18 protein-coding genes are annotated in these 21,820 nt (G+C 72.7%); 10 read left to right on the top strand and 8 right to left on the bottom strand.

Annotation, left to right across the window (positions count from 1 at the left end; genetic code table 11):
* Nucleotides 1-294: 294 nt before the first annotated feature.
* The 6 genes from dnaK (at nt 295) to ACFY00_RS06660 (ending at nt 6,935) form a co-directional block, all read left to right on the top strand.
* Nucleotides 295-2,145: a molecular chaperone DnaK gene (dnaK, locus tag ACFY00_RS06685; RefSeq protein ID WP_388027921.1), complete on the top strand. Its 1,851-nt coding sequence runs from the start codon at nt 295-297 to the stop codon at nt 2,143-2,145.
* Nucleotides 2,142-2,732: a nucleotide exchange factor GrpE gene (grpE, locus tag ACFY00_RS06680; RefSeq protein ID WP_388027919.1), complete on the top strand. Its 591-nt coding sequence runs from the start codon at nt 2,142-2,144 to the stop codon at nt 2,730-2,732. Before dnaK ends, grpE begins: the two co-directional genes overlap by 4 nt.
* 145 nt (nt 2,733-2,877) lie before the next feature.
* Nucleotides 2,878-4,023 carry a molecular chaperone DnaJ gene (gene dnaJ / locus ACFY00_RS06675; RefSeq protein ID WP_388027918.1) on the top strand — a complete coding sequence of 382 codons (1,146 nt, stop codon included), beginning with the start codon at nt 2,878-2,880 and terminating at the stop codon, nt 4,021-4,023.
* A 7-nt stretch (nt 4,024-4,030) separates the two neighbouring features.
* Nucleotides 4,031-4,570, top strand: a complete 540-nt coding sequence (locus ACFY00_RS06670) for a heat shock protein transcriptional repressor HspR (protein WP_388027916.1) — start codon at nt 4,031-4,033, stop codon at nt 4,568-4,570.
* Nucleotides 4,571-4,772: 202 nt separating this feature from the next.
* Entirely contained in the window at nt 4,773-5,774 is a 1,002-nt protein-coding gene (locus ACFY00_RS06665; protein WP_388027913.1) for a hypothetical protein, read from the top strand.
* Between the two features lie 546 nt (nt 5,775-6,320).
* Nucleotides 6,321-6,935 carry a hypothetical protein gene (locus ACFY00_RS06660; protein ID WP_388027912.1) on the top strand — a complete coding sequence of 205 codons (615 nt, stop codon included), beginning with the start codon at nt 6,321-6,323 and terminating at the stop codon, nt 6,933-6,935.
* 6 nt (nt 6,936-6,941) lie between these two features.
* Here the strand turns inward: ACFY00_RS06660 and ACFY00_RS06655 are convergent, their stop codons facing one another.
* From ACFY00_RS06655 to ACFY00_RS06620, 8 genes are all read right to left on the bottom strand, one after another.
* On the bottom strand, nt 6,942-7,919 hold the full coding sequence (locus ACFY00_RS06655) for a LuxR C-terminal-related transcriptional regulator (RefSeq protein WP_388027910.1): 978 nt from the start codon (nt 7,917-7,919) through the stop codon (nt 6,942-6,944).
* The gene (locus ACFY00_RS06650; RefSeq protein ID WP_388027908.1) at nt 7,916-8,926 is read right to left on the bottom strand and encodes a LuxR family transcriptional regulator; all 1,011 of its coding nucleotides are present in this window, start codon (nt 8,924-8,926) and stop codon (nt 7,916-7,918) included. Before ACFY00_RS06650 ends, ACFY00_RS06655 begins: the two co-directional genes overlap by 4 nt.
* A complete protein-coding gene (locus ACFY00_RS06645; protein ID WP_388027907.1) occupies nt 8,923-9,876 on the bottom strand; it encodes a LuxR C-terminal-related transcriptional regulator in 954 nt (317 codons plus the stop codon). The genes ACFY00_RS06650 and ACFY00_RS06645 overlap by 4 nt, the downstream gene beginning before the upstream one ends.
* Complete coding sequence (locus tag ACFY00_RS06640; RefSeq protein ID WP_388027904.1) at nt 9,873-10,829, bottom strand: LuxR C-terminal-related transcriptional regulator; 957 nt, start codon at nt 10,827-10,829, stop codon at nt 9,873-9,875. Before ACFY00_RS06640 ends, ACFY00_RS06645 begins: the two co-directional genes overlap by 4 nt.
* Nucleotides 10,822-11,826: a LuxR C-terminal-related transcriptional regulator gene (locus ACFY00_RS06635; RefSeq protein WP_388027903.1), complete on the bottom strand. Its 1,005-nt coding sequence runs from the start codon at nt 11,824-11,826 to the stop codon at nt 10,822-10,824. Before ACFY00_RS06635 ends, ACFY00_RS06640 begins: the two co-directional genes overlap by 8 nt.
* Nucleotides 11,819-12,895, bottom strand: coding sequence for a LuxR C-terminal-related transcriptional regulator (locus ACFY00_RS06630; protein ID WP_388027900.1), 1,077 nt, complete (start codon nt 12,893-12,895; stop codon nt 11,819-11,821). The genes ACFY00_RS06635 and ACFY00_RS06630 overlap by 8 nt, the downstream gene beginning before the upstream one ends.
* Nucleotides 12,888-14,042 carry a LuxR family transcriptional regulator gene (locus ACFY00_RS06625; RefSeq protein ID WP_388027898.1) on the bottom strand — a complete coding sequence of 385 codons (1,155 nt, stop codon included), beginning with the start codon at nt 14,040-14,042 and terminating at the stop codon, nt 12,888-12,890. The genes ACFY00_RS06630 and ACFY00_RS06625 overlap by 8 nt, the downstream gene beginning before the upstream one ends.
* A 655-nt stretch (nt 14,043-14,697) precedes the next feature.
* Nucleotides 14,698-15,798, bottom strand: coding sequence for a C4-dicarboxylate ABC transporter (locus tag ACFY00_RS06620; protein ID WP_388027896.1), 1,101 nt, complete (start codon nt 15,796-15,798; stop codon nt 14,698-14,700).
* A gap of 70 nt (nt 15,799-15,868) precedes the next feature.
* Here ACFY00_RS06620 and ACFY00_RS06615 point away from each other — a divergent pair, with 70 nt between their 5' ends.
* From ACFY00_RS06615 to ACFY00_RS06600, 4 genes are all read left to right on the top strand, one after another.
* On the top strand, nt 15,869-16,798 hold the full coding sequence (locus ACFY00_RS06615; protein ID WP_388027895.1) for a LysR family transcriptional regulator: 930 nt from the start codon (nt 15,869-15,871) through the stop codon (nt 16,796-16,798).
* A 101-nt stretch (nt 16,799-16,899) separates the two neighbouring features.
* Nucleotides 16,900-19,503, top strand: a complete 2,604-nt coding sequence (gene clpB / locus ACFY00_RS06610; protein ID WP_388027892.1) for an ATP-dependent chaperone ClpB — start codon at nt 16,900-16,902, stop codon at nt 19,501-19,503.
* Nucleotides 19,504-19,847: 344 nt separating this feature from the next.
* Nucleotides 19,848-20,411, top strand: coding sequence for a YbjN domain-containing protein (locus ACFY00_RS06605; RefSeq protein ID WP_388027890.1), 564 nt, complete (start codon nt 19,848-19,850; stop codon nt 20,409-20,411).
* 205 nt (nt 20,412-20,616) lie between these two features.
* A complete protein-coding gene (locus ACFY00_RS06600) occupies nt 20,617-21,777 on the top strand; it encodes a pyridoxal phosphate-dependent aminotransferase (protein ID WP_388027889.1) in 1,161 nt (386 codons plus the stop codon).
* Nucleotides 21,778-21,820: the final 43 nt, after the last annotated feature.

Genomic DNA, 21,820 nt, shown 5'->3' with positions numbered 1-21,820 from the left:
CCGGCCCGGTCTCCGTCTTCCCGGGCTCCCCAAGTCTCCCCGGATTGTACTGGTCAGTAACTTCAAGGGTCGACGCGCCGGACATTACCGCGCATTAACACCCGGTCAGAAGATGTTCAAGGTATGGCGGCAGTCACTAAGCCAGGACTCACCCGCCCGGAGCAGCCGCGACGGACCCGGCGACATAAGCGCTCAGTAAAGTTGAGCGCCACCGGCTCAAAGCTGTTGACGCAGCCCGGACGGTCGTGCATCCTTGAGTCCGTACTGCTCAACTTCTCCCCGGAGGTATTCACGATGGCACGCGCGGTCGGCATCGACCTCGGTACGACGAACTCCGTCGTCAGCGTTCTTGAGGGCGGTGAGCCCACCGTCATCACCAACGCCGAGGGCGCTCGGACCACGCCGTCCGTCGTCGCCTTCGCCAAGAACGGCGAGGTGCTCGTCGGCGAGGTCGCCAAGCGGCAGGCGGTCACCAACGTCGACCGCACCATCCGCTCGGTCAAGCGCCACATGGGCACCGACTGGAAGATCGGCATCGACGGCAAGGACTTCACGCCGCAGCAGATCTCCGCCTTCGTCCTGCAGAAGCTCAAGCGGGACGCCGAGGCCTACCTGGGCGAGACGGTCACCGACGCCGTCATCACCGTCCCGGCCTACTTCAACGACTCCGAGCGCCAGGCGACCAAGGAGGCCGGCGAGATCGCGGGCCTGAACGTCCTGCGCATCGTCAACGAGCCGACCGCGGCCGCCCTGGCCTACGGCCTGGACAAGGACGACCAGACCATCCTGGTCTTCGACCTCGGCGGCGGCACCTTCGACGTGTCGCTGCTGGAGATCGGCGACGGCGTGGTCGAGGTCAAGGCCACCAACGGCGACAACCACCTCGGCGGCGACGACTGGGACCAGCGGGTCGTCGACCACCTGGTGAAGGTCTTCCAGGCCGGCCACGGCGTCGACCTGTCCAAGGACAAGATGGCCGTCCAGCGCCTGCGCGAGGCCGCCGAGAAGGCCAAGATCGAGCTGTCCTCCTCCTCGGAGACCTCGATCAACCTGCCCTACATCACGGCCTCCGCCGAGGGCCCGCTGCACCTGGACGAGAAGCTCACCCGCTCCCAGTTCCAGCAGCTCACCGCCGACCTGCTGGACCGCTGCAAGGTCCCGTTCCACAACGTGATCAAGGACGCCGGCATCCAGCTGTCCGAGATCGACCACGTGGTCCTGGTCGGCGGCTCGACCCGCATGCCCGCCGTCGCCGAGCTCGTCAAGGAGCTGACCGGCGGCAAGGACGCCAACAAGGGCGTCAACCCGGACGAGGTCGTCGCGATCGGCGCCTCGCTGCAGGCCGGCGTGCTCAAGGGCGAGGTCAAGGACGTCCTGCTGCTCGACGTCACCCCGCTGTCCCTCGGCATCGAGACCAAGGGCGGCATCATGACCAAGCTGATCGAGCGCAACACCACGATCCCGACCAAGCGCTCGGAGATCTTCACCACCGCCGAGGACAACCAGCCCTCCGTGCAGATCCAGGTCTACCAGGGCGAGCGCGAGATCGCGGCGTACAACAAGAAGCTCGGCATGTTCGAGCTGACCGGCCTGCCGCCGGCCCCCCGCGGCCTGCCGCAGATCGAGGTCACCTTCGACATCGACGCCAACGGCATCATGCACGTGGCCGCGAAGGACCTCGGCACCGGCAAGGAGCAGAAGATGACCGTCACCGGCGGCTCCTCGCTGCCGAAGGACGAGGTCAACCGCATGCGCGAGGAGGCCGAGCGCTACGCGGAGGAGGACACCAAGCGCCGCGAGGCCGTCGAGACCCGCAACCAGGGCGAGCAGCTCGTCTACTCGACCGAGAAGTTCATCGCGGACAACGCGGACAAGCTCCCGGCCGACGTCAAGACCGAGGTCGAGACCGCCATCGGCGAGCTCAAGGAAGCCCTCAAGGGCGAGGACGTCGCGGCCATCCGCACCGCCACCGAGAAGGTCTCCACCACCGCCCAGAAGCTCGGCGCGGCGCTGTACGCGCAGGCCGACGGCGCGGGCGCGGCGGCCGGTGCGGCGGGCGCGGCCGGTGACGCGGGCGCCAAGGACGACGACGTGGTCGACGCCGAGATCGTCGACGACGAGAAGCCCAAGGGCGGTGCGGCATGACGGAGAAGCCGCAGGGCGAGCAGCCCGGCGACGACTCCGCCGCCGAGGAGGCCGTGCTCAAGGCAGCCGAGGAGGCCGTCGCGGGTGCGGGTGCCGACGAACTGTCCGCCGCCAAGCGCGAGGCCAGCGAGCGCACCGCCGACCTGCAGCGGCTCCAGGCCGAGTACCAGAACTACCGCAAGCGGGTCGAGCGCGACCGCTCCACCGTCCGCGAGATCGCCGTCTCCAACATCCTGGAGTCGCTGATCCCGGTGCTGGACGACATCGGCCGGGCCCGCGAGCACGGCGAGGTGACGGGCGGCTTCAAGTCGGTCGCCGAGTCGCTGGAGACGGTCGTCGCCAAGCTCGGGCTGCAGCAGTTCGGCAAGGAGGGCGAGCCCTTCGACCCGACGATCCACGAGGCGCTGATGCACAGCTACTCGTCGGACGTGACGGAGGACACCTGCGTGCAGATCCTCCAGCCCGGGTACCGGATCGGCGAGCGGATCATCCGCCCGGCGATGGTCGCGGTCGCGGAGCCCCAGCCGGGCACCCAGACCACCGGCGAGCCGGACGACGACAAGGCTGACGGTTCGTCCGACAGCTGAGTAGAGTCCCCGTGCGCTGCGGAGTCGTACGTCGTCCAGTACGGCGGCCGGCTCCGCAGCGCCGTATCACGGCACTGCACCGCGGTGCCGCAACCAGGCGCTGCGCAGCAGCGACAGACGCAACGGGAGGTGGCGGTCAAAGGCCATGAGCGCTAAGGACTACGTGGAGAAGGACTACTACAAGGTCCTCGGCGTGCCCAAGGACGCCACCGCTGCAGAGATCAAGAAGACCTACCGCAAGCTGGCCCGCGAGTTCCACCCGGACGCGAACAAGGGCGACGCCAAGGCCGAGGAGCGCTTCAAGGACATCTCCGAGGCGTACGACGTGCTCTCGGACGAGAAGCGCCGCAAGGAGTACGACGAGGCCCGCTCGCTGTTCGCGGGCGGCGGCTTCCGGCCCGGCGGGGCGGGCGCGGCCGGGGGCTTCGACTTCGGCGACCTGTTCAACGGCGGGGGCGGCGCCGGCGGCGGGATCGGCGACGTGTTCGGCGGCCTGTTCAACCGCGGCGGCCGACAGGCCGCCCAGCCGCGCCGCGGGGCGGACGTCGAGACCGAGGTCACGCTGAACTTCGAGGAGGCCGTGGACGGCGCGACCGTGCCGCTGCGGATGACCTCCCAGGCCGCCTGCCGCGCCTGCGCCGGGACGGGCGCCAAGGCCGGCACCACCCCGCGGGTCTGTCCGACCTGCGTCGGCGCGGGCACCGTCAGCCGCGGCCAGGGCGCCTTCGCGCTCTCCGAGCCCTGCCGGGACTGCAAGGGCCGCGGCATGATCGTCGACGACCCGTGCACCGTCTGCCACGGCAGCGGCCGGGCCTCCTCGGCCCGCACCATGCAGGTCCGCATCCCCGCCGGGGTGCAGGACGGGCAGCGCATCCGGCTCAAGGGCAAGGGCGCCCAGGGCGAGCGCGGCGGCCAGCCCGGCGACCTGTACGTCACCGTGCACGTCGACGCGCACCCGGTGTTCGGGCGCAAGGGTGACAACCTGACGGTGACGGTGCCGGTGAGCTTCCCCGAAGCCGCGCTCGGCGGCACCATCGAGGTGCCGACCCTGAACGGTCCGGCCGTGAAGCTCAAGCTGCCGCCCGGCAGCGCCAACGGCCTGACCATGCGGGCCCGCGGCAAGGGCGCCACCCGCAAGGACGGCACCCGCGGCGACCTGCTGGTCACCGTGGAGGTCACGGTGCCCAAGCACGTCACCGGAGACGCGCTGACCGCACTGGAGCAGTACCGCGAGGCCACCGCCTCGGACGACCCACGAGCCGCCCTGTTCAAGGCGGCGGAGGGAGCGTGAGAGCCCGATGAGTCCCCACCCCGACAGTATTCACGGCGGCGACGGCCCCGGCGTCACCGGCCGGATCGGTCCCGGCCCCGGCCTCGGCGAGGGCCTGCCCGGCGGCGGCCGCCCGCGCGCCGCCGCCCCGCCGTACGTCCTCACCGAGGACACCCCGGTCTACGTCATCTCCGTCGCCGCCGAGCTCTCCGGCCTGCACCCGCAGACCCTCCGCCAGTACGACCGCCTCGGCCTGGTCAGCCCCGACCGCACCGCCGGGCGCGGCCGCCGCTACTCCGCCCGGGACATCCAGCAGTTGCGCGAGGTGCAGCGGCTCTCCCAGGACGAGGGCATCAACCTGGCCGGCATCAAGCGGATCATCGAGCTGGAGAACCAGGTCGCCGCCCTGCAGTCCCGCGTCAGCGAACTGGTCGACGCCCTGGAGGGCGCCGCCGCGACCCTGCAGCAGCGCGAGGCCGCCGTCCACGCCTCCTACCGCCGCGACCTGGTGCCCTACCAGCAGGTCCAGCAGTCCAGCGCGCTGGTGGTGTGGCGGCCCAAGCGCTGAGCGAGACGCCGCGCTGCCGACACCCCACCTACCGGGGGGTGCCGGCAGCGCGTCCGCCGTGAGAGAGTGCACCGATCCGAAGGGGCGTTGTCGGCAGAACTCGCGCAGTGAAGCCGCCCCAGTGGTGAACCGGCCGAGTGCTTAAGATTCCTGACTGACGGAAGCGGGTTCCAAGGGGGCGGACGATGGCGAGGAGCCGCAGGTGAGCGGACGGGAGCAGCTCGGTAACGTCACAGGCGTGCCGACTGTCATCTCGGCGGAAGCCAGAGCCGTCTACCTCTCGGCGGTCGAGGACGGCGGCCTCATCCGGACGGACGACGCGGAGGACTCGGACGCGGTCGAGGAACTGCTCCGCATCGGCCTGCTGGTCCCCGATTCCGACGAGCACGGCGTGCTGGTCGCCGTGGATCCGGCCCAGCTTTCCAAGAGCCTGGCCGGAAGTTGGCAGCGGCAGGCCCTCGACCTCCTCGCCAGGGCCGTGGCCCTCCCCGCCGAACTGCAGGAGCTTTCGCACGCCTTCCACCCGCCGGGGCAGCAGCGCGGCTCGATCGAGCACGTGCGCGGCAAGGTTCTCATCAACCAGCGGATAGCCCAGTTGCTGGCGGTCGGGATGAAAGAGGGCCTGGCCATGCAGCCCGGTGGCCCTCGACCTCCCGAGGTGCTCTCGTCCATGGTCGAACGCGATCTGGAGACCCTCCGGCACGGGACCAGCATGCGGACCATCTATCACGCGAGCACCCGCTACCACCAACCCACCCGGGACTACGTGGCGACGCTTTCCCAGGCGGGTGGCCAATACCGGACACTTGACGAGCCGTATACCCGGCTCCTGATCATCGACCGAAAAATAGCGATAATTCCGCTGAACGAAGACATGAGCCTAGCCGCGTTCATTCATGATCCGGCGGTCGTCGGTTACATCGCGGAAGAGGTTTTCGAGCGGAGCTGGAGCCGGGCCCTGAGTTTCGAGGGCGACCGGGCAGTACCGCAACAGGTGATCTCCCAGTTGCGGCAGACCATCATCGACCTGCTTCTCGCCGGCACCAATCACCGCGTCATCGCGCGACGCCTGGGAATCAGCGAGCGGACCCTCGCCCGGCACATCGCCGAGATGCGGGAGGACTACAACGTCGAGTCACTCTTCCAGCTCGGCTGGATGCTCGCGCAGACCTCGCGGTCGCCCGGCACGGATCCGGAGATCTGAACGCCCGACCGACCCGGCTCCGCCCGGCAGGCAGCGACTCAGGTCCAACTGAAGTCCGCAGCAGTGACCAGCACGCGCGGAATGGCCGAGTCGTTCCCGCCGTCCGCCCCTGCGGAGACAGAGAACGCCACCCCACCCACAACCGCCGCAGCTACCAGGAACGGGATACCCACCCTGCGGACAAACCGGTACACACGAGACATATGCCCCCGCCCTCCCCTTCGCGATATGACAGTCAAACGGTTCTATTAGCTGAACAATAGTAGACATGATGCCCATCGGGCAGGTCCCCGCCGACGCCACTCTCCTGCCAGTGCGTCATCTCGCTGCCAGGCAGGCAGATGCCACCGGGCAGACCTGGACGGCGCGACGGTGCACGGTGGACGATCAGTTCGCTCTCAATGAGGACGGCAGCACACCACAAACTTGCCGATGCTCAATCAAATTGTAGGGCCAGCATGGGGCGTCACCCAACCGCTGAGCAGCCATTGTCCGAAGCACCTTCCGGCTTCAGTCGACGCCGGCAGGCAATCCCGCGGAGCCGACATGAGTGAGCACCACCTGCAACACCGCGCCGAAGGGCGTCGCGCACGGGTCTTCCTGGCCGCGCCGCTGATGCGGCTGACCGGGCCGGCGGACAGTGTGGTGACGCTGGCGAGCCGGACCCGGCTGACCACGTTGCGCAGCACGCTGCTGGACAGCGGGGCTGCGGTGTACAGCGCGCACCACAGCGACGCGTGGACGGTGGCGGGGCGGGCGCCGGAGCAGCGGGTGCCGTCGGACTTCCGGGCGATGCAGAGCGCGGACCTGGTCTTCGCGTACGTGGGTGCGCCGCTGTCGGCCGGGGTGAGCCTGGAGCTCGGCTGGGCTTCGGCGCTGCGCAAGCCGATCGTGCTGCTGGTGGACGAGGCGATCACGCACAACCCGCTGATCGCGACCATCGAGCAGGTCTCGCCGGTGCTGCCGCTGGTCTTCGACGACACCTGGTCGCAGGAGGCGCTGCACCACACCGTGGAGACCGCGCTGGACTGGGCCGGGATGGCGCTGTCGCTGCGCGGCGGCTTCTGGACCGCGCCCGGCGAGCAGTTCCCGCGCCAGCGCCGCGAGCACACCGGCACCGGCCCGTACGGCTTCTGGTCCCCGGAGATCGCGACCGGCTGACGACGGTCAGCCCGACGGTTCCCCGGCTCCGCGCATCTGCCAGCCCAGTTGGAACAGGGTCTCCGCGTCGTGGAGTTCACGCAGGCGGGAGATGTGCGCGGCGACGGTGCGTTCGCCGAGGCCCAGCCGGGAGGCGATGGTCTTCTGGGTCAGGCCCTGGGCGAGCAGTCGGCCCACCTGCTCGTGGACCGGCACCACGCTCTCGCCCTCGTGCTCGGCGGAGCGCCACTGGATCCGCTCGGCCCGCTCCCAGTCCCGCTCGAAGGCGGCGACCAGGAACGAGACCACGGCCGGGTCCTCGATGAAGGCGGCACTCGAGTTGTCGGCCGAGGCCGGGACGACGGCGACCCGGCGGTCGAAGATCAACATCCTGCTGAACGGTTCGCTCAAGGTGCGGAACCGGCCTCCCCAGCCGGTGACCCTCTCCGCCCAGCGCACCGTCGTCTCGTCCAGCAGCGCGGTCGGCTCGTAGACGGTGCGGATGGTTCCGCCCCGCTCCAGGAAGCGGCGGGTGCGGTCCAGCGCCTGCTCCAGCAGGTCGGCCGGTCCGGCGCCGCCCGGGTGCAGGGACAGCTCCTCCTCGTACGCCTCGCTCGCCAACTGCAGGACGCGGTGCCGGATCTGCTCGGTCCGGTCGACGTGCTGCACCACGCTGGAGCGGTCGGCCCGGCGCGGGGTCGCGTCGTAGGCGTGGGTGAGGTCCTCCAGCAGCGTCGGCATCTCCTCGGCGCGCAGCAGCATCCGGGTGCCCTCGGCGCGCAGCTCGGCGCTGATCCGGTCGCTGACCGCGCGCGGATTGACCGCCGTCAGCACCTGCTCGGCCGCGTCGTGCACCAGCAGCCCGAGCTCCATCAGCCGCAGCACCCCGGTCGGGTCCTGCTCGACCGCCTCGCGGAACGACACCCGGCCGCCCTGGTCCAGGATCTGCTGGTACAGCCGCCGCTCCGACTCGTTCGGCAGGGCGGCTCCGTTCGGCTCGCTCACAGGTCCCACTCCTTCTCGGCCACCCGTCCCGGGTCCCGCCCCGGGGGCGCGGCGGGTCGTCCGGACACCCCGCGCAGCTGCCAGCCGAGCTGGAACAGGGTCTCCGCATCGTAGAACTCCCGCAGTCGGGCGATGTGCCCGGCCACCGTCCGCTCCGAAAGCCCCAGGCGGGAGGCGATCGCCCGCTGGGTCAGGCCCGCGGCGAGCAGGTCGGTCAGCTCCGGCGGGACTCCGCTCTCGCGCGGGCGGCCGGCCAGCGCCTGCCAGTCGACCCGCTCGGCCCGCGCCCAGTCGCGCTCGAACAGGGCGACCAGGACGGCCAGCACCGCCGGGTCCTCGATCAGTACCGCCTGCCGGTTGTCCGGCGCGGCCGAGACCACCGCTATCCGACGGTCGAAGATCAGCATCTTCCGGAACGGCTCGTCCAGCACCCGGAACCGCTCGCCCGCGGCGGTCAGTTCGGCCGCGTACGCGACGGTCGGCGGGTCGTCGAGGGCACCCGGCTGGTAGATCGACCGCAGCTCGATGCCACTCGCCAGGAAACCCAGCGAACGGACCCGGGTCTGCTGCATGATCGCGACCGGCCGGGCGCCGCCGGGCTGGGACGCCAGGGTCTCCTCGCGCATCTCCGACTCGATCCGGGCGATGTGGTGCGTGATCTGCTGCCCCGCCACCAGTTGCAGCGGTCGCCCCGTCCGGCCACGGCGCTGCGCGGCGTCGTAGGCCTGGGCCAGGTCCTCCAGTTCGACGGCGGCCCGTTCGGCCTGCGCCAGCTTGCCCGAGGCCGCGCTGCGCAGCTCGGCGCTCACCCGCTCGGCGAACGCCCCCGGGTGGGCGGCCGTCAGCATCTGCCCGTAGTCGTGGTGCAGCAGCAGCCCCAGCTCGATCAGCCCGAGGGCGGCGTCCGCGTCCTGCTCCATCGCCTCGCGCAGCAGCACCATGCCACCCTGCGCCACGATCTCGCGGTACAGCGCGCGCTCGGCCTCGTTCGGCACCCGGATGGTCATCGGGCGCCCTCCCGCATCAGCCAGCCGAGTTGGAAGAGCGTCTCGGCGCCGTGGTGCTCGCGCAGCCGGGCGAGGTGGGCGGCCACCGTGCGCTCGGAGAGGCCCAGGCGGGAGGCGATCGCCTTCTGGGTCAGACCGGCGGCGAGCAGGTCGGTCAGCTCCGGGGGGACGCCGCTCTCGCGCGGGCGGCCCGCGCGGGCGTGCCAGTCGACGATCGTCGCGCGGGCCCAGTCGCGTTCGAACAGGGCGACCAGGGAGGCGACCACGGTCGGGTCCTCGATGAACGCGGCGCTGGTGTTGTCGGCGGCGGCCGGGATGATCGCGGTCCGGCGGTCGAAGATCAGCAGGCGGGTGTACGGCTCGTCCAGCACGCGGATGCGTTCGCCGAGGTCGGTGACGTCGGCCGCGTAGGCGGTGGTGGGCGGGTCGGCGAGGGCGCCGGGCTGGTAGATGGTGCGCAGGGCGATGCCCGCGGCGAGGTGGTTGCGGGTGAGTTCTAGCGACTGCTTCAGGAACTGGTGCGGGCGGGCACCACCGGGTTGGGCGGCGAGGATCTCCTCGCGGGCCTCCGACTCGGCCTGGAGGATGCCGTGCCGGATCTGCTCCATGTCCTGGACGTGGCGCACCAGGTTGGAGCGGTCGACCCGGCCGAACGCCGACTCGTACGCCTGGCTGAGCGGTTCGAGGGCGGCGGGCGTCTCCTCGGCGCGCAGCAGCAGCCCCGCGCCCTCCGCGCGCATCCGGGCGCCGAGTCGGCCGACGGCGGTCCGCGGGCTGACGGCGGTCAGTGACTCGTCGACGACGTGGTGCACCAGCAGGCCGAAGTCGAGCAGGCGGCGGGTGGCTTCCGGCGCCTGTGCCATGGCCTCGCGCAGCATCATCCGGCCGCCGCGCGACACGATCTCGCGGTAGAGGGCGCGTTCGGAGGCGTTGGGGAGGTCGGTGGTCACCGGGCGCCCTCCCGCATCAGCCAGCCGAGTTGGAAGAGCGTCTTCGCGTCGTAGCGCTCGCGCAGGCGGGCGATGTGTTCGGCGACGGTGCGCTCGGAGAGGTTCAGGCGGGTGGCGATCGCCTTCTGGGTCAGGCCCGCGGCGAGCAGGCGGCTGACCTGTTCGACGACCGGGGGGACGCTGTCGCCCGCGAGGTCGTGCCAGGGGACGCGTTCGGCGCGTTCCCAGTCGCGGAGGAAGAGCCGCACCAGGTGGTCGACCACGGCCGGGGCCTCGATGAACGCGGCGGTGCGGTTGTCGGCGGACGCGGAGATGATCGCCACCCGGCGGTCGAAGATCAGCATCCGGGTGAAGTCCTCGTCCAGGGAGCGCAGCCGCATGCCCCAGCCGGTGGCCCGCACCGCGTAGTCGATCACCGCCGGGTCGGACTTGCTGACGGGCTGGTAGAGGATGTCCATCCGGGCGCCGCCCGCCAGGGCCTTCTCGGTGCGGGCGCTCTTCTCCAGGTACACCACCGGCCGTCGGCCGGGCTGGGCGGCCAGCACCTCCTCGCGGAAGTCCGCCTCGATCTGCAGCAGGCGGTGCCGGATCCGGTCCACGTCCAGCACGTGGGTGATCTGCCGCCCGTGGTCCTCGCGCCGGGCGGCGCTGTCGTACGCGTCGGCGAGGACGTCGAGTTCGGTGGGGACGTGCTCGGCCGCCTCGAACAGCCGGGTGCCGGCCCGACGCAGTTCCCGGCTCAGCCGCGTGCTGACGGTGCGCGGGTTGACGGCGGTGAGCTGCTCGCTCTCGTCGTGGTGGACCAGCAGCCCGAGCGCGAGCAACCGGGCGGTGGCGGCGGCGTCCTGCTCGGTCGCCTCCCGGACCGACACCCGGCCGCCGGCCCGCAGGACGGACAGGTACAGCTCCTTCTCGGCCGCGCCCGGCGGCTGCTCGGCGACGGGCTCAGTCATGGCGGCCGCCGTCCCGCATCAGCCAGCCGAGCTGGAACAGCGTGTCGGCGTCGTAGCGCTCGCGCAGCCGGGCGATGTGCCCGGCCACGGTGCGCTCGGACAGGCCCAGCCGGGAGGCGACCGCCCGCTGGGTCAGACCCTCGGCCAGCAACTCGCCTACTCTGCGCAGGGGTTCGGGCAGTTCCCGGCCCACCTCGTCGTACCACGGCACGCGGACGGCGCGCTCCCAGTCGCGGAGGAAGAGTCGCACCAGGTGGTCGACCACGGCTCGGTCCTCGATGAACGCGGCGCCGCTGCGGTTGTCGACGGTGGTGGAGATGACCGCCACCCTGCGGTCGAAGATCAGCATCCGGGCGAAGGGCTCGTCCAGGACCCGCAGCCGCATGCCCCAGTCGGTGGCCGCCGCCGCGTAGGCGACGGTGTGCGGGGCCTGCCGGGCGACCGGCTGGTACAGGACGTCGGTCACCGCGCCGCGGGCCAGCGCGGCGCGGACCTGGGGGTCATCGGCCACGAACTCGGGTGCGCGCGGGCCGGGTTGGGCGGCCAGTGCCTCGTCCCAGTGGTCGGCCACGATCGCCAGCAGCCGCTGTTGGATCCGGACCTGGCCGAACACGTGGGCGATCCGGGTGTGCTGCTGGGCGGCGTCGTACGAGTCGGCGAGCTCGTCGAGTTCGGCGCCCGCGCTCTCGGCCCGGGCCAGCAGGTCACCCGCGCCCGCCCGCAGGGCGGCGGACAGCTTGGCGGTGGCGACGCGCGGGTTCACGGCCACCACCCACTCCTGGTGGACGTACCGGCTCAGCAGGCCGAGTTCCAGCAGCCGGACGGTGGCGGCGGCGTCCTGCTCCATCAGCTCCCGCAGCGAGACCCGGCCGGCCCGCAGCACCGACAGGTACAGCTCCTTCTCGGCCGGGCCGGGCGGCACCGCGTACGCGGGTCCGGGGTCCGGTGGGGCCGCGGGGCGGGGCGGGAGTGCGGTGCCCGGGGGGACGTCAGGCATCGTGCTTCCCCCTCCGCATCAGCCAGCCGAGCTGGAAGAGCGTGTCGGCGCCGTAGCGGTCGCGCAGCCGGGAGATGTGGCCCGCGACGGTGCGTTCGGACAGGCCCAGACGGGTGGCGATGGCCTTCTGGGTGAGCCCCCGGGCGAGCAGGCGGGCGATCTGGTCGGCGGCGGCCTGGGCGGGGACGCTGTCGAGCAGGCTGTTCCAGCAGACGCGTTCGGCCCGGTCCCAGTCGCGGTCGAAGTTGGCGACGATCATCGCCACGGTGGCGGGGTCGGAGATCACCGCGGCCCGACTGAGGTCGGCGGCGGCGGGCAGCACGGCGGTGGTGCGGTCGAAGACCAGGGCGCGCTGGAAGTGCTCGTCGAGCAGCCGGACCTCGCCGCCGGCCCGGGTGACGGTGGCGGCGTAGCGGATCACGGCGGGTTCGGTGAGCGCGGCGGGCTGGTAGAGGGTGCGGATCCGGCAGCCGCGGCGCAGTACCGGCAGTTCCTGGCTCAGCGACAGTTCCAGGGTGGCGGGCGCCGGTTGGCCCGGCTGCGCGGTGAGCGCCTCCTCCCGGCAGGTGGAGCCGAGCTGGGCGATCCGCTGGCGGATGTGCTCGCGTCCGGAGACCTGGACATCGGCGGTGGTGGGTTGGACGGCCCGGGGCACGCTGTCGTAGGCGGCGATCAGCGGGTCGAGGTCGGTGGTGAGGCGTTCGGCCCGGTTGAGCAGGCGGGTGGCCTCGGAGTTCATCTCGCTGCTGAGGGTCTCGGCGACGAAGCGGGGGTTGACGGCCAGGTAGGAGCCGTCCAGGCCGTCGCGCACCAGCAGGCCGGTGCGCAGGAGTTCGGCGAAGGCCTGCGGCAGCCCGGTGGCGGGCGCGAGGGCGGCGACGGCGTCGGCCGCGATCCGGCCGCCCGCTTCGAGCACGTCCAGGTAGAGGCGCTGGGCCCCCTCGTCGATCGGCCCGCGCTCCACGGGGGCGGGAACGGTGTTGGCGGGAACGGCGGTGGCGGGCACCGGGACGGGGACCGCGGCGGGAACGGCGGTGGCGGGAACGGCCGTGGGGATCGGGTCAGCCACGGCCGCTGCCGCCTCTCATCAGCCAGCCGAGTTGGAACAGGGTGCCGGCACCGTAGAGGTCGCGCAGCCGGGAGATGTGGCCCGCGACGGTGCGTTCGGACAGGCCCAGACGGGTGGCGACGGCGCGCTGGGTGAGGCCCTGGGCGAGCAGGCGGCCGACCCGGTGGGTGATGCTGCGGGTGAGGGCGCGGGGGTCGAGGTGCTGCCAGTGGACCTGTTCGGCGCGGGCCCAGTCGCGTTCGAACCCGGCCACCAGGTAGGCGATGGCGGCGGGGTCCTCGACGAACGCGGCGCGGCTGTGGTCCTCGGCGGCGGGGATGACGGCGACCCGCCGGTCGATGACGATCAGGCGGAGGAACGGCTCGTCCAGGACCCGGAGTTGGGCGCCGTGCCCGCTCATCGCGGTGGCGTGCCGGACGGCGCTGTCCTCGGTGAGGGCGACGGGCTGGTAGAGGGCGCGCAGGGTGGCGCCGCGGCCGAGCATCCGCTGGTCCTGGGCGTGGGCGAGTTCGAGGACGGCGGGCGGGCGCAGGCCGGGTTGGGCGCTGAGCAGTTCGAGGCGGCAGTCGGAGACGAGGCGGGCGATCCGCAACCGGATGTCCTCCTGGCCGTCGACGTAGACGGCCTGCCTGGTCCGGTCGGCGGGCCGGGGGACGGCGTCGTAGGCGCGGGCGAGCGGGTCGAGCGCGGCGGGCAGCCGGTCGGCGTCGAGCAGCAGGCGGGTGGCGCGGGCGCGCAGGTCGGCGCCGAGGCGGTCGGCGACGGCGCGCGGGCTGACCGCGACGTAGCAGTGGTCGATCCGGTTGAGCAGGACCAGTCCGACGGCCACCAGTTGGTCCAGCATGGCCTGTTGGCGCTCGGGGGTGAGGTCGGTGCCGGGTTGGGGCGGGGCGTCGAGCGGGATCCGGCCGCCTGCGGCGAGGACGGCCAGGTAGAGCCGGGCGGCGTCCTCCTCGGGCAGGCCGCTGTCCGGGTCGAACGGCACGGCGTCCGACGGGTAAGGCCCGCCCCCCGAACGGGACGGCACCACGCCCGCTGGGGACGGTGCGGTGTCCTGGTCCGCGGGCCCGCCGTCCTGGTGGGACGGTGCGGTGTCCGGGTGGGACAGTACGGTGTCCGGTTCGGACTCCGGGTGGTCCGCTGCCACGTCGAGCGCTCCCTGCCGTGTTCCTCCGTTTGCGGATGATGATCCCAGCAGCGCCGTCGGGCTCGACGGCGGGAGTCACCCCCGCGACTACGGGCGCGTCCCCCGGGACGGGTGCCGTCGGCACCCGGACCCCGGGGGACCCGCTCGTGTTACGCCAGCGTCATGGCGCTTCGGCGAGGCGGAGCAGCAACGCCTCGCCGATCCGGTCACGGCAGCCACCACCACACGTGGCGTGCCGACCGGTGCTCTTCCCCCCGTTGCGCAGATGCGAACGCACCTGTCGCCCCCACGCGAAGAGCAAGTCGCCGACTCGGGCTGCGGCTGCCCCGGACGGCTTGGCGTGACTACACCCTCACAGCGCGGCGAACTCCGAACAAGTGCTCTCCGGCTGCAGGTTCCCGCAAGTGCAGGAACCTGCAGCAAACCCCCCGGCGCGGTGTCCGGAATAACGCTTTTCTCGGCATTGCCCCCCCTGTTCCGAACATTTATTCGAAAAGGGGGCGGAGGGCGCGGGCCGGTGGCGTCACCGCGGCCCGGAATGTCACTGCCCCGGAGCGGAATTCAGCAATCCTTCGCCGGATCCACAGATCCGGAACCGCTCCCGCCGAATGCCGCCGCTCGATCGCCCGCCCCGACGGACCCGCGGAAGCCCAGGTCACAGCAGGCGGCCCGCCCGCAGGCCGGCCGCGGTGCGCGCCAGGGCCACCGCCCAGGCGGCGAACAGCAGCAGGTAGAGCGCGGCGGCGAGCGCGGTGAATCCGGCGAATCCGGTGTGGTCGGCGAGTCCGGTCGCACCGGTGACGAGCGTTCCGACCGGGAAGGTGGCGGCCCACCAGGTCATCGCGAACGGCATTTCGGCCCGCAGCGCCCGCAGGTTGGCGGCCAGCGCCACCGCCAACCACAGCAGCGCGAATCCCATGACCGCGACGCCGTACACCTCGGCCAGTCCGCGGGCGACCACCACCGCGCCCGGCCCGGCACCGGGGAGGGCGAGCGGGACGGTGTCGGCGAACTTCTGGACGGCGGTGGTGGACTGGCCGAGCGGGCCCAGCACCAGGAACAGCGACGGGGTGAGCACCAGCGCGGGCAGCTTGCTGTGCAGCAGCCCGCCGAGCACCACCGGCAGCAGCGCCAGGGTGGCCAGCAGGCTGGCGCCGAGCATCCCCGCGCAGCCGTACAGCACCGCCTGCCGGACCGCCCCCTCCGGCAGGTGCGGGACGAGCGCGGGGCCGCACGCGGCGGCCACCATCGGGGCGACCACCGGCAGCAGCCAGGTCGGGTTGGCCGCCAGCGCGGACAGCCGGTGCCGGGTGATCATCAGGTACGGCAGCCCGGCGGCCACCACCAGCGCGTACCCGGTGCCGACCGTCCACAGCAGCGCGTCCAGCGCGAGGGCGCCCCGGGCGCCGAGCAGCGGGGTGCCGACGGTCAGCGCGCCGTGGCCGACGGCCAGCAGGGCCATCGGCGGGCAGCCGTAGAAGACGGCGGCGGACGGGTCCTCCAGCAGGGTGTGCCGGGCCTGCTCGCGGTGCCGGGTCAGGTGGACGGCGCGGCCGGCCAGCAGGGCGGCCAGCATCAGCAGCGAGAGCGTCCAGACCGCCTCGGCGAGGACCGTCCGGCCGGGCACGTCCACCGACAGGGCGGCGGCCGCGTTGCCGGTGATCGCGGTGCCCATCACGGTGGCGTACCAGTGGGGACCGAGCCGGGACAGGTCGAGGCCGCGCAGGGCGGCGCGCGGCGCGAGGAGGGTTGCCATGGCCCCACCCTGCGCCGGTGCGGGGGACGCGGGTAGCGGGGCGCCCGCTATGAGGACATAGCCTGGGCCTATGGCCCTCTCCCCGCACGTCCCGGAACTCGGCGCCCTGGAACTGCTGCTCGCGGTGGCGCGGTTGGGCAGCGTCGGCCGGGCCGCCGCCGAGCTGGGCGTCAGCCAGCCCGCCGCCAGCGCCCGGATCAAGGGCATGGAGCGGCAGATCGGGGTGCCGCTGCTGGAGCGCTCGCCGCGCGGCTCCCGGCCCACCGAGGCGGGTCGGCTGGTGGTCGAGTGGGCCCGGCAGGTGGTGGAGGCGGCGCAGGCCCTGGACGCCGGGATCGACGCGCTGCGCGGCCGCCGGGACGCCCGGCTGCGGGTGGTGGCCAGCCTGACCGTCGCCGAGTACCTGATGCCGGGGTGGCTGCTGGCCCTGAACGAGGCCAGCCCGGGCACCGCCGTCACCCTGCGCACCGCCAACTCGCACGACGTCGCCGCCCAGGTGCTGGCGGGCGAGGCCGACCTGGGCTTCGTCGAGGGCACCTCCACCCCGCCCGGCCTGTCCGGCGCGGTGGTGGCCGCCGACCGGCTGGTGGTGGTGGTCTCCCCCGAGCACCGCTGGGCCCGCCGCCGCGCCCCGGTCACCGGCGCCGAGCTGGCCGCCACCCCGCTGGTGCTGCGCGAGGTCGGCTCCGGCACCCGGGAGGTGCTGGAGGAGGCGCTCGCCCCGTACGGCGGCCCGGCCGCGCCGCGGCTGGAACTGGCCTCCTCGACGGCACTGAAGGCGGCCGCGATGACCGGCGCGGACCCGGTCTGCCTGAGCGAGCTGGCGGTGACCGAGGAACTGGCCACCCGTCGGCTGGTGGCCGTGCCGCTGGCCGGGCTGGAGCTGCAGCGCCCGCTGCGCGCGGTCTGGCCCGCGGGCCAACGCCCGGCGGGCCCGGCCCGCGAGCTGCTGGGGCTGACCCGGACGCCCGCGGCGGGAGGCGGTCCCCGGAAGAAGTGAGCGGGTGGCCTTCGCTAAACTTGAGCGGAATAGACTCAACTTAAGGCATGCTGTAGTCAGCGGATCCGCACCAGTCACGAGCCGAGAGGGGTATGCCCGCCGTGGACGCCAGTAAGTTCACCAGCAAGACGCAGGAGGCCCTGTCCTCCGCCATCCGGCAGGCCAGCGCCGCAGGGAACCCGGACGTCAAGCCGGTGCACATCCTGCTGGCCCTGCTCGACCAGCCCGAGGGCCTGGCCCGCCCCCTGCTGGAGGCCGTCGGGGCGGACGCCGCGCGCGTCGCCGCCGCCGCCCGCCAGCAGGCCGCCGCGCTCCCGGCCGCCCAGGGCTCCACGGTGGCCGCGCCCAACCTCTCCCGCGACACCCTCGCGGTGCTGGAGGAGGCGGGCAAGCGCGCCGCCGACCTGGACGACCAGTACGTCTCCACCGAGCACCTGCTGGTCGGCCTGGCCGCCGAGGGCGGGCCGGTCGGCGAGCTGCTGGCCCACCACGGCGCCACCGCCAAGGCGCTGCTGGCCGCGTTCAAGGAGGTCCGGGGCAGTGCCCGGGTCACCTCGCAGGACCCGGAGGGCACCTACAAGGCCCTGGAGAAGTACGGCTCCGACCTGACCCAGGCCGCCCGGGACGGCAAGCTCGACCCGGTGATCGGCCGCGACCAGGAGATCCGCCGGGTGGTGCAGGTGCTCTCCCGGCGCACCAAGAACAACCCGGTGCTGATCGGCGAGCCCGGCGTCGGCAAGACCGCCGTGGTCGAGGGCCTGGCCCAGCGGATCGTCGCGGGCGACGTGCCGGAGTCGCTGCGCGGCAAGCGCCTGGTCGCGCTGGACCTGGCCGCGATGGTCGCGGGCGCGAAGTTCCGCGGCGAGTTCGAGGAGCGGCTGAAGGCCGTCCTGAACGACATCAAGGCCTCCGACGGCCAGGTGATCACCTTCATCGACGAGTTGCACACCATGGTCGGCGCGGGTGCGGGCGGCGACTCCGCGATGGACGCGGGCAACATGCTCAAGCCGATGCTGGCCCGCGGCGAGCTGCGCATGGTCGGCGCCACCACGCTGGACGAGTACCGCGAGCGGATCGAGAAGGATCCGGCCCTGGAGCGCCGCTTCCAGCAGGTGATGGTCGGCGAGCCGACCGTGGAGGACACCATCGCGATCCTGCGCGGCCTCAAGGGCCGCTACGAGGCGCACCACAAGGTGGAGATCACCGACGCCGCCCTGGTCGCCGCGGCGACGCTGTCCAACCGGTACATCACCGCCCGCTTCCTGCCCGACAAGGCGATCGACCTGGTCGACGAGTCCGCCTCCCGGCTGCGGATGGAGATCGACTCCTCCCCGGTGGAGATCGACGAGCTGCAGCGCTCCGTCGACCGGCTGCGGATGGAGGAGCTGGCGCTGGAGAAGGAGTCCGACCCGGCCTCGGTCGAGCGGCTCGGCAAGCTCCGCCGCGACCTCGCGGACAAGCAGGAGCAGCTGAGCACCCTCAACGCCCGCTGGGAGCAGGAGAAGAAGTCGCTCAACCGGGTCGGTGAGCTCAAGGAGCGCCTGGACGGCCTGCGCGGCGCCCTGGACCGCGCCCAGCGCGACGGCGACTTCGAGCGCGCCTCCAAGCTGATGTACGCCGAGATCCCGGCCGCCGAGCGGGAGTTGGCCGAGGCGCAGGACCGCGCGGCGGACGAGCCCAGCACCACCATGGTCAAGGAGCAGGTCGGCCCGGACGACGTGGCCGACGTGGTCGCGTCCTGGACGGGCATCCCGGCCGGCCGCCTGCTGGAGGGCGAGAGCGCCAAGCTGCTGCGGATGGAGGAGGAGCTCGGCCGCCGCCTGATCGGTCAGCACGAGGCCGTCCGGGCCGTCTCCGACGCGGTGCGCCGCACCCGCTCCGGCATCGCCGACCCGGACCGTCCGACCGGCTCGTTCCTGTTCCTGGGCCCGACCGGCGTCGGCAAGACCGAACTGGCCAAGGCCCTGGCGGACTTCCTCTTCGACGACGAGCGCGCCATGGTCCGGATCGACATGAGCGAGTACGGCGAGAAGCACTCGGTCTCCCGCCTGGTCGGCGCCCCGCCCGGGTACGTCGGCTACGAGGAGGGCGGCCAGCTCACCGAGGCCGTCCGCCGCCGCCCGTACAGCGTGGTCCTGCTGGACGAGGTGGAGAAGGCCCACCCCGAGGTGTTCGACGTGCTGCTGCAGGTGCTGGACGACGGCCGCCTCACCGACGGCCAGGGCCGCACGGTCGACTTCCGCAACGCGATCCTGATCCTCACCTCCAACCTGGGCTCCCAGTTCCTGGTCGACCCGGCCACGCCGGACGAGCGGAAGAAGGAACTGGTGCTGGAGACCGTCCGCCGGTCCTTCAAGCCGGAGTTCCTGAACCGGCTGGACGACATCGTGGTGTTCGACCCGCTGGGCACCGAGGAGCTCAGCCGGATCGTCGACCTGCAGGTCGCCGCGCTCTCCCGCCGCCTGCACGAGCGCCGGCTCACCCTGGAGGTCACCCCGGCCGCCCGGGACTGGCTCTCCCTCACCGGCTACGACCCGGCGTACGGCGCCCGGCCGCTGCGTCGGCTGGTGCAGTCCGCGATCGGCGACCAGTTGGCCAAGGAGATCCTCTCCGGGCGGGTGCACGACGGCTCGACGGTGGTGGTCGACCACGACGGCGTCTCCGACCGGCTGAGCGTCGGGCCGCGCGACCCGCTCGCGAAGTGAGCCCGGCCGTGGGGGGGCCCCCCCCCGGCGGGGGGGCCCCCCCGGGGGGGGGCGGGGGGGCGCCCCCGGGGGGGCCCCCGGGCCCGGGGGGCCCCCGCGGCCGGGGGGGGGGGGGCCCCCCCGGGGGGGGGCCCCCCGGGGGGGGGGGGGGGCCCGCGCCCCCGCCGGGCCCCGCCCGCCGGGGGGGGGGCCCCCGGCCGGGGGGGGGGGCCACCACGGCGTGTCGGGACATGCTCACGCAGCGGGGTGCACCCTGTGCCGCGGGCGCCCGATGAGGCAGGATGGTCCCAGGAGAGGCGGCCCCCCATCGGCAGCCGACCGTGCACCGTGAAAGGGACATCCCCGTGAGCATCGACCCGTCGTCCATCCCGTCCTTCGGCCTGCCCCAGCCGCCGCAGGGGGGCGGCCAGCCCGGTGGCGCGCCGGCCGGACCGCCGCCGGTGATCGTCCCCAACCAGGACCTGGTCGCCCAGCTGCTGGACCAGATGCAGCTGAAGCACGTGGTGGACGAGGAGGGCGACCTCACCGCTCCCTGGGAGAACTTCCGCGTCTACTACATGTTCCGCGGTGACCACAAGGAGCTGTTCGCGGTCCGCGCGTTCTACGACCGCTCCTTCTCGGTGGAGCAGAAGCCCGAGATCCTCGCGCTGATCGACGAGTGGAACCGCGAGACCCTGTGGCCCAAGGTCTACACCCACACCCACGACGACGGCGTGGTCCGGCTGATCGGCGAGTCCCAGATGATCGTCGGCAACGGCGTCAACCTGGAGTACTTCGTCGGCACCACCGCCAACTGGACGCAGGCCGCGGTCGGCTTCGAGCAGTGGATGGCCGAGCAGCTGGGCGAGACCAAGTCCGCGGAGGGCGACGCCGCCCCCGCCGAGGACGGCCCGGCCGACGAGGCCTGAGCCCCTCCCCGCAGCACCCGACGGGCCCGCCCCCTGCACGCGCAGGGGGCGGGCCCGTCCGCGCACCGGCTCCGGGGTCCCCCACCGCACCGCCGGGTGCACCGCCCGCGCCGAGGCCCTCCGCTCCTCCACCCGGTGAGGCCCCCTCGACGATCCGTCGCGGGCCGCTGGATGATGGCCCCACCACCCTTCGCGAGGAGCACCGATGAGCACGAGGCCACTGCTGAACCGCAGTCTGGCGGGCATGGGCACCACGATCTTCGCCGAGATGTCCGCGCTGGCCACCGCCACCGGATCGATCAACCTCGGCCAGGGCTTCCCGGACACCGACGGACCCCGCGAGATCGCCGAGGCCGCCGCCCGCGCCGTGCTGGAGGGCCGCGGCAACCAGTACCCGCCCGGGCCCGGCGTCCCCGAGCTGCGCGCCGCGATCGCCGAACACCAGCAGCGCTTCTACGGGCTGTCGTACGACCTCGACACCGAGGTGCTGGTCACCGCCGGAGCCACCGAGGCGATCGCCGCCGCGCTGCTCGCCCTGCTGGAACCCGGCGACGAGGTGATCGCCTTCGAACCCTTCTACGACTCCTACGCCGCCTGCATCGCCATGGCCGGAGCCCGACGCGTCCCGCTCACCCTGCGCGCCCCCGCCTTCCGGCCCGACCTGGACGAACTGCGCTCCCTCATCACCCCGCGCACCCGGCTGCTGCTGATCAACACCCCGCACAACCCGACCGGCACCGTCCTCACCCCCGAGGAACTCGCCGCCATCGCCGAACTCGCCGTCGAACACGACCTGCTGGTCGTCACCGACGAGGTCTACGAGCACCTGGTCTTCACCGGCGCCCACCACCCGCTGGCCGCCCTCCCCGGCATGCGCGAACGCACCGTCGCCATCTCCTCCGCCGGCAAGACCTTCTCCTTCACCGGCTGGAAGGTCGGCTGGGTCACCGGCACCCCCGACCTGGTCGCCGCCGTCCGCACCGCCAAGCAGTACCTCACCTACGTCAGCGCCGGACCGTTCCAGTACGCCGTCGCCGAGGCCCTGCGCCTGCCCGACGACTACTACGCCGACTTCCGCGCCGACCTGCACCGCAAGCGCGACCTGCTGGTCGACGGCCTCACCGCGGCCGGGTTCCGGGCCTTCACGCCGCAGGGCACCTACTTCGTCACCACCGACATCACCCCCCTCGGCGAGAAGGACGGCATCGAGTTCTGCCGCACCCTCCCCGAACGCTGCGGCGTCGTCGCCATCCCCAACGCCGTCTTCTACGACGACGCCGAGGCCGGTCGCAGCCAGGTCCGCTTCGCCTTCTGCAAGAAGGTGGAGGTCCTGCGGGAAGCCGTGGCACGGCTCCAGCAGCTCTGACCGCCGATCAAAAGTCGTCATCGTGCACTTGAGGCGACCGCCG

This window comes from Kitasatospora sp. NPDC001540, assembly GCF_042894345.1.
Classification (GTDB): Bacteria; Actinomycetota; Actinomycetes; order Streptomycetales; family Streptomycetaceae; genus Kitasatospora; species Kitasatospora phosalacinea_C.
Note: the sequence above shows the minus strand (reverse complement) of the source record. Positions and strands in the feature narration are given on the sequence as shown.

Coding starts and splice junctions, on each gene's coding strand:
- dnaK (WP_388027921.1), top strand. CDS start 295: ATGGCACGCGCGGTCGGCATCGACCTCGGTACGACGAACTCCGTCGTC.
- grpE (WP_388027919.1), top strand. CDS start 2,142: ATGACGGAGAAGCCGCAGGGCGAGCAGCCCGGCGACGACTCCGCCGCC.
- dnaJ (WP_388027918.1), top strand. CDS start 2,878: ATGAGCGCTAAGGACTACGTGGAGAAGGACTACTACAAGGTCCTCGGC.
- ACFY00_RS06670 (WP_388027916.1), top strand. CDS start 4,031: ATGAGTCCCCACCCCGACAGTATTCACGGCGGCGACGGCCCCGGCGTC.
- ACFY00_RS06660 (WP_388027912.1), top strand. CDS start 6,321: ATGAGTGAGCACCACCTGCAACACCGCGCCGAAGGGCGTCGCGCACGG.
- ACFY00_RS06650 (WP_388027908.1), bottom strand. CDS start 8,926: ATGACCATCCGGGTGCCGAACGAGGCCGAGCGCGCGCTGTACCGCGAG.
- ACFY00_RS06640 (WP_388027904.1), bottom strand. CDS start 10,829: ATGACTGAGCCCGTCGCCGAGCAGCCGCCGGGCGCGGCCGAGAAGGAG.
- ACFY00_RS06635 (WP_388027903.1), bottom strand. CDS start 11,826: ATGCCTGACGTCCCCCCGGGCACCGCACTCCCGCCCCGCCCCGCGGCC.
- ACFY00_RS06620 (WP_388027896.1), bottom strand. CDS start 15,798: ATGGCAACCCTCCTCGCGCCGCGCGCCGCCCTGCGCGGCCTCGACCTG.
- ACFY00_RS06615 (WP_388027895.1), top strand. CDS start 15,869: ATGGCCCTCTCCCCGCACGTCCCGGAACTCGGCGCCCTGGAACTGCTG.
- ACFY00_RS06600 (WP_388027889.1), top strand. CDS start 20,617: ATGAGCACGAGGCCACTGCTGAACCGCAGTCTGGCGGGCATGGGCACC.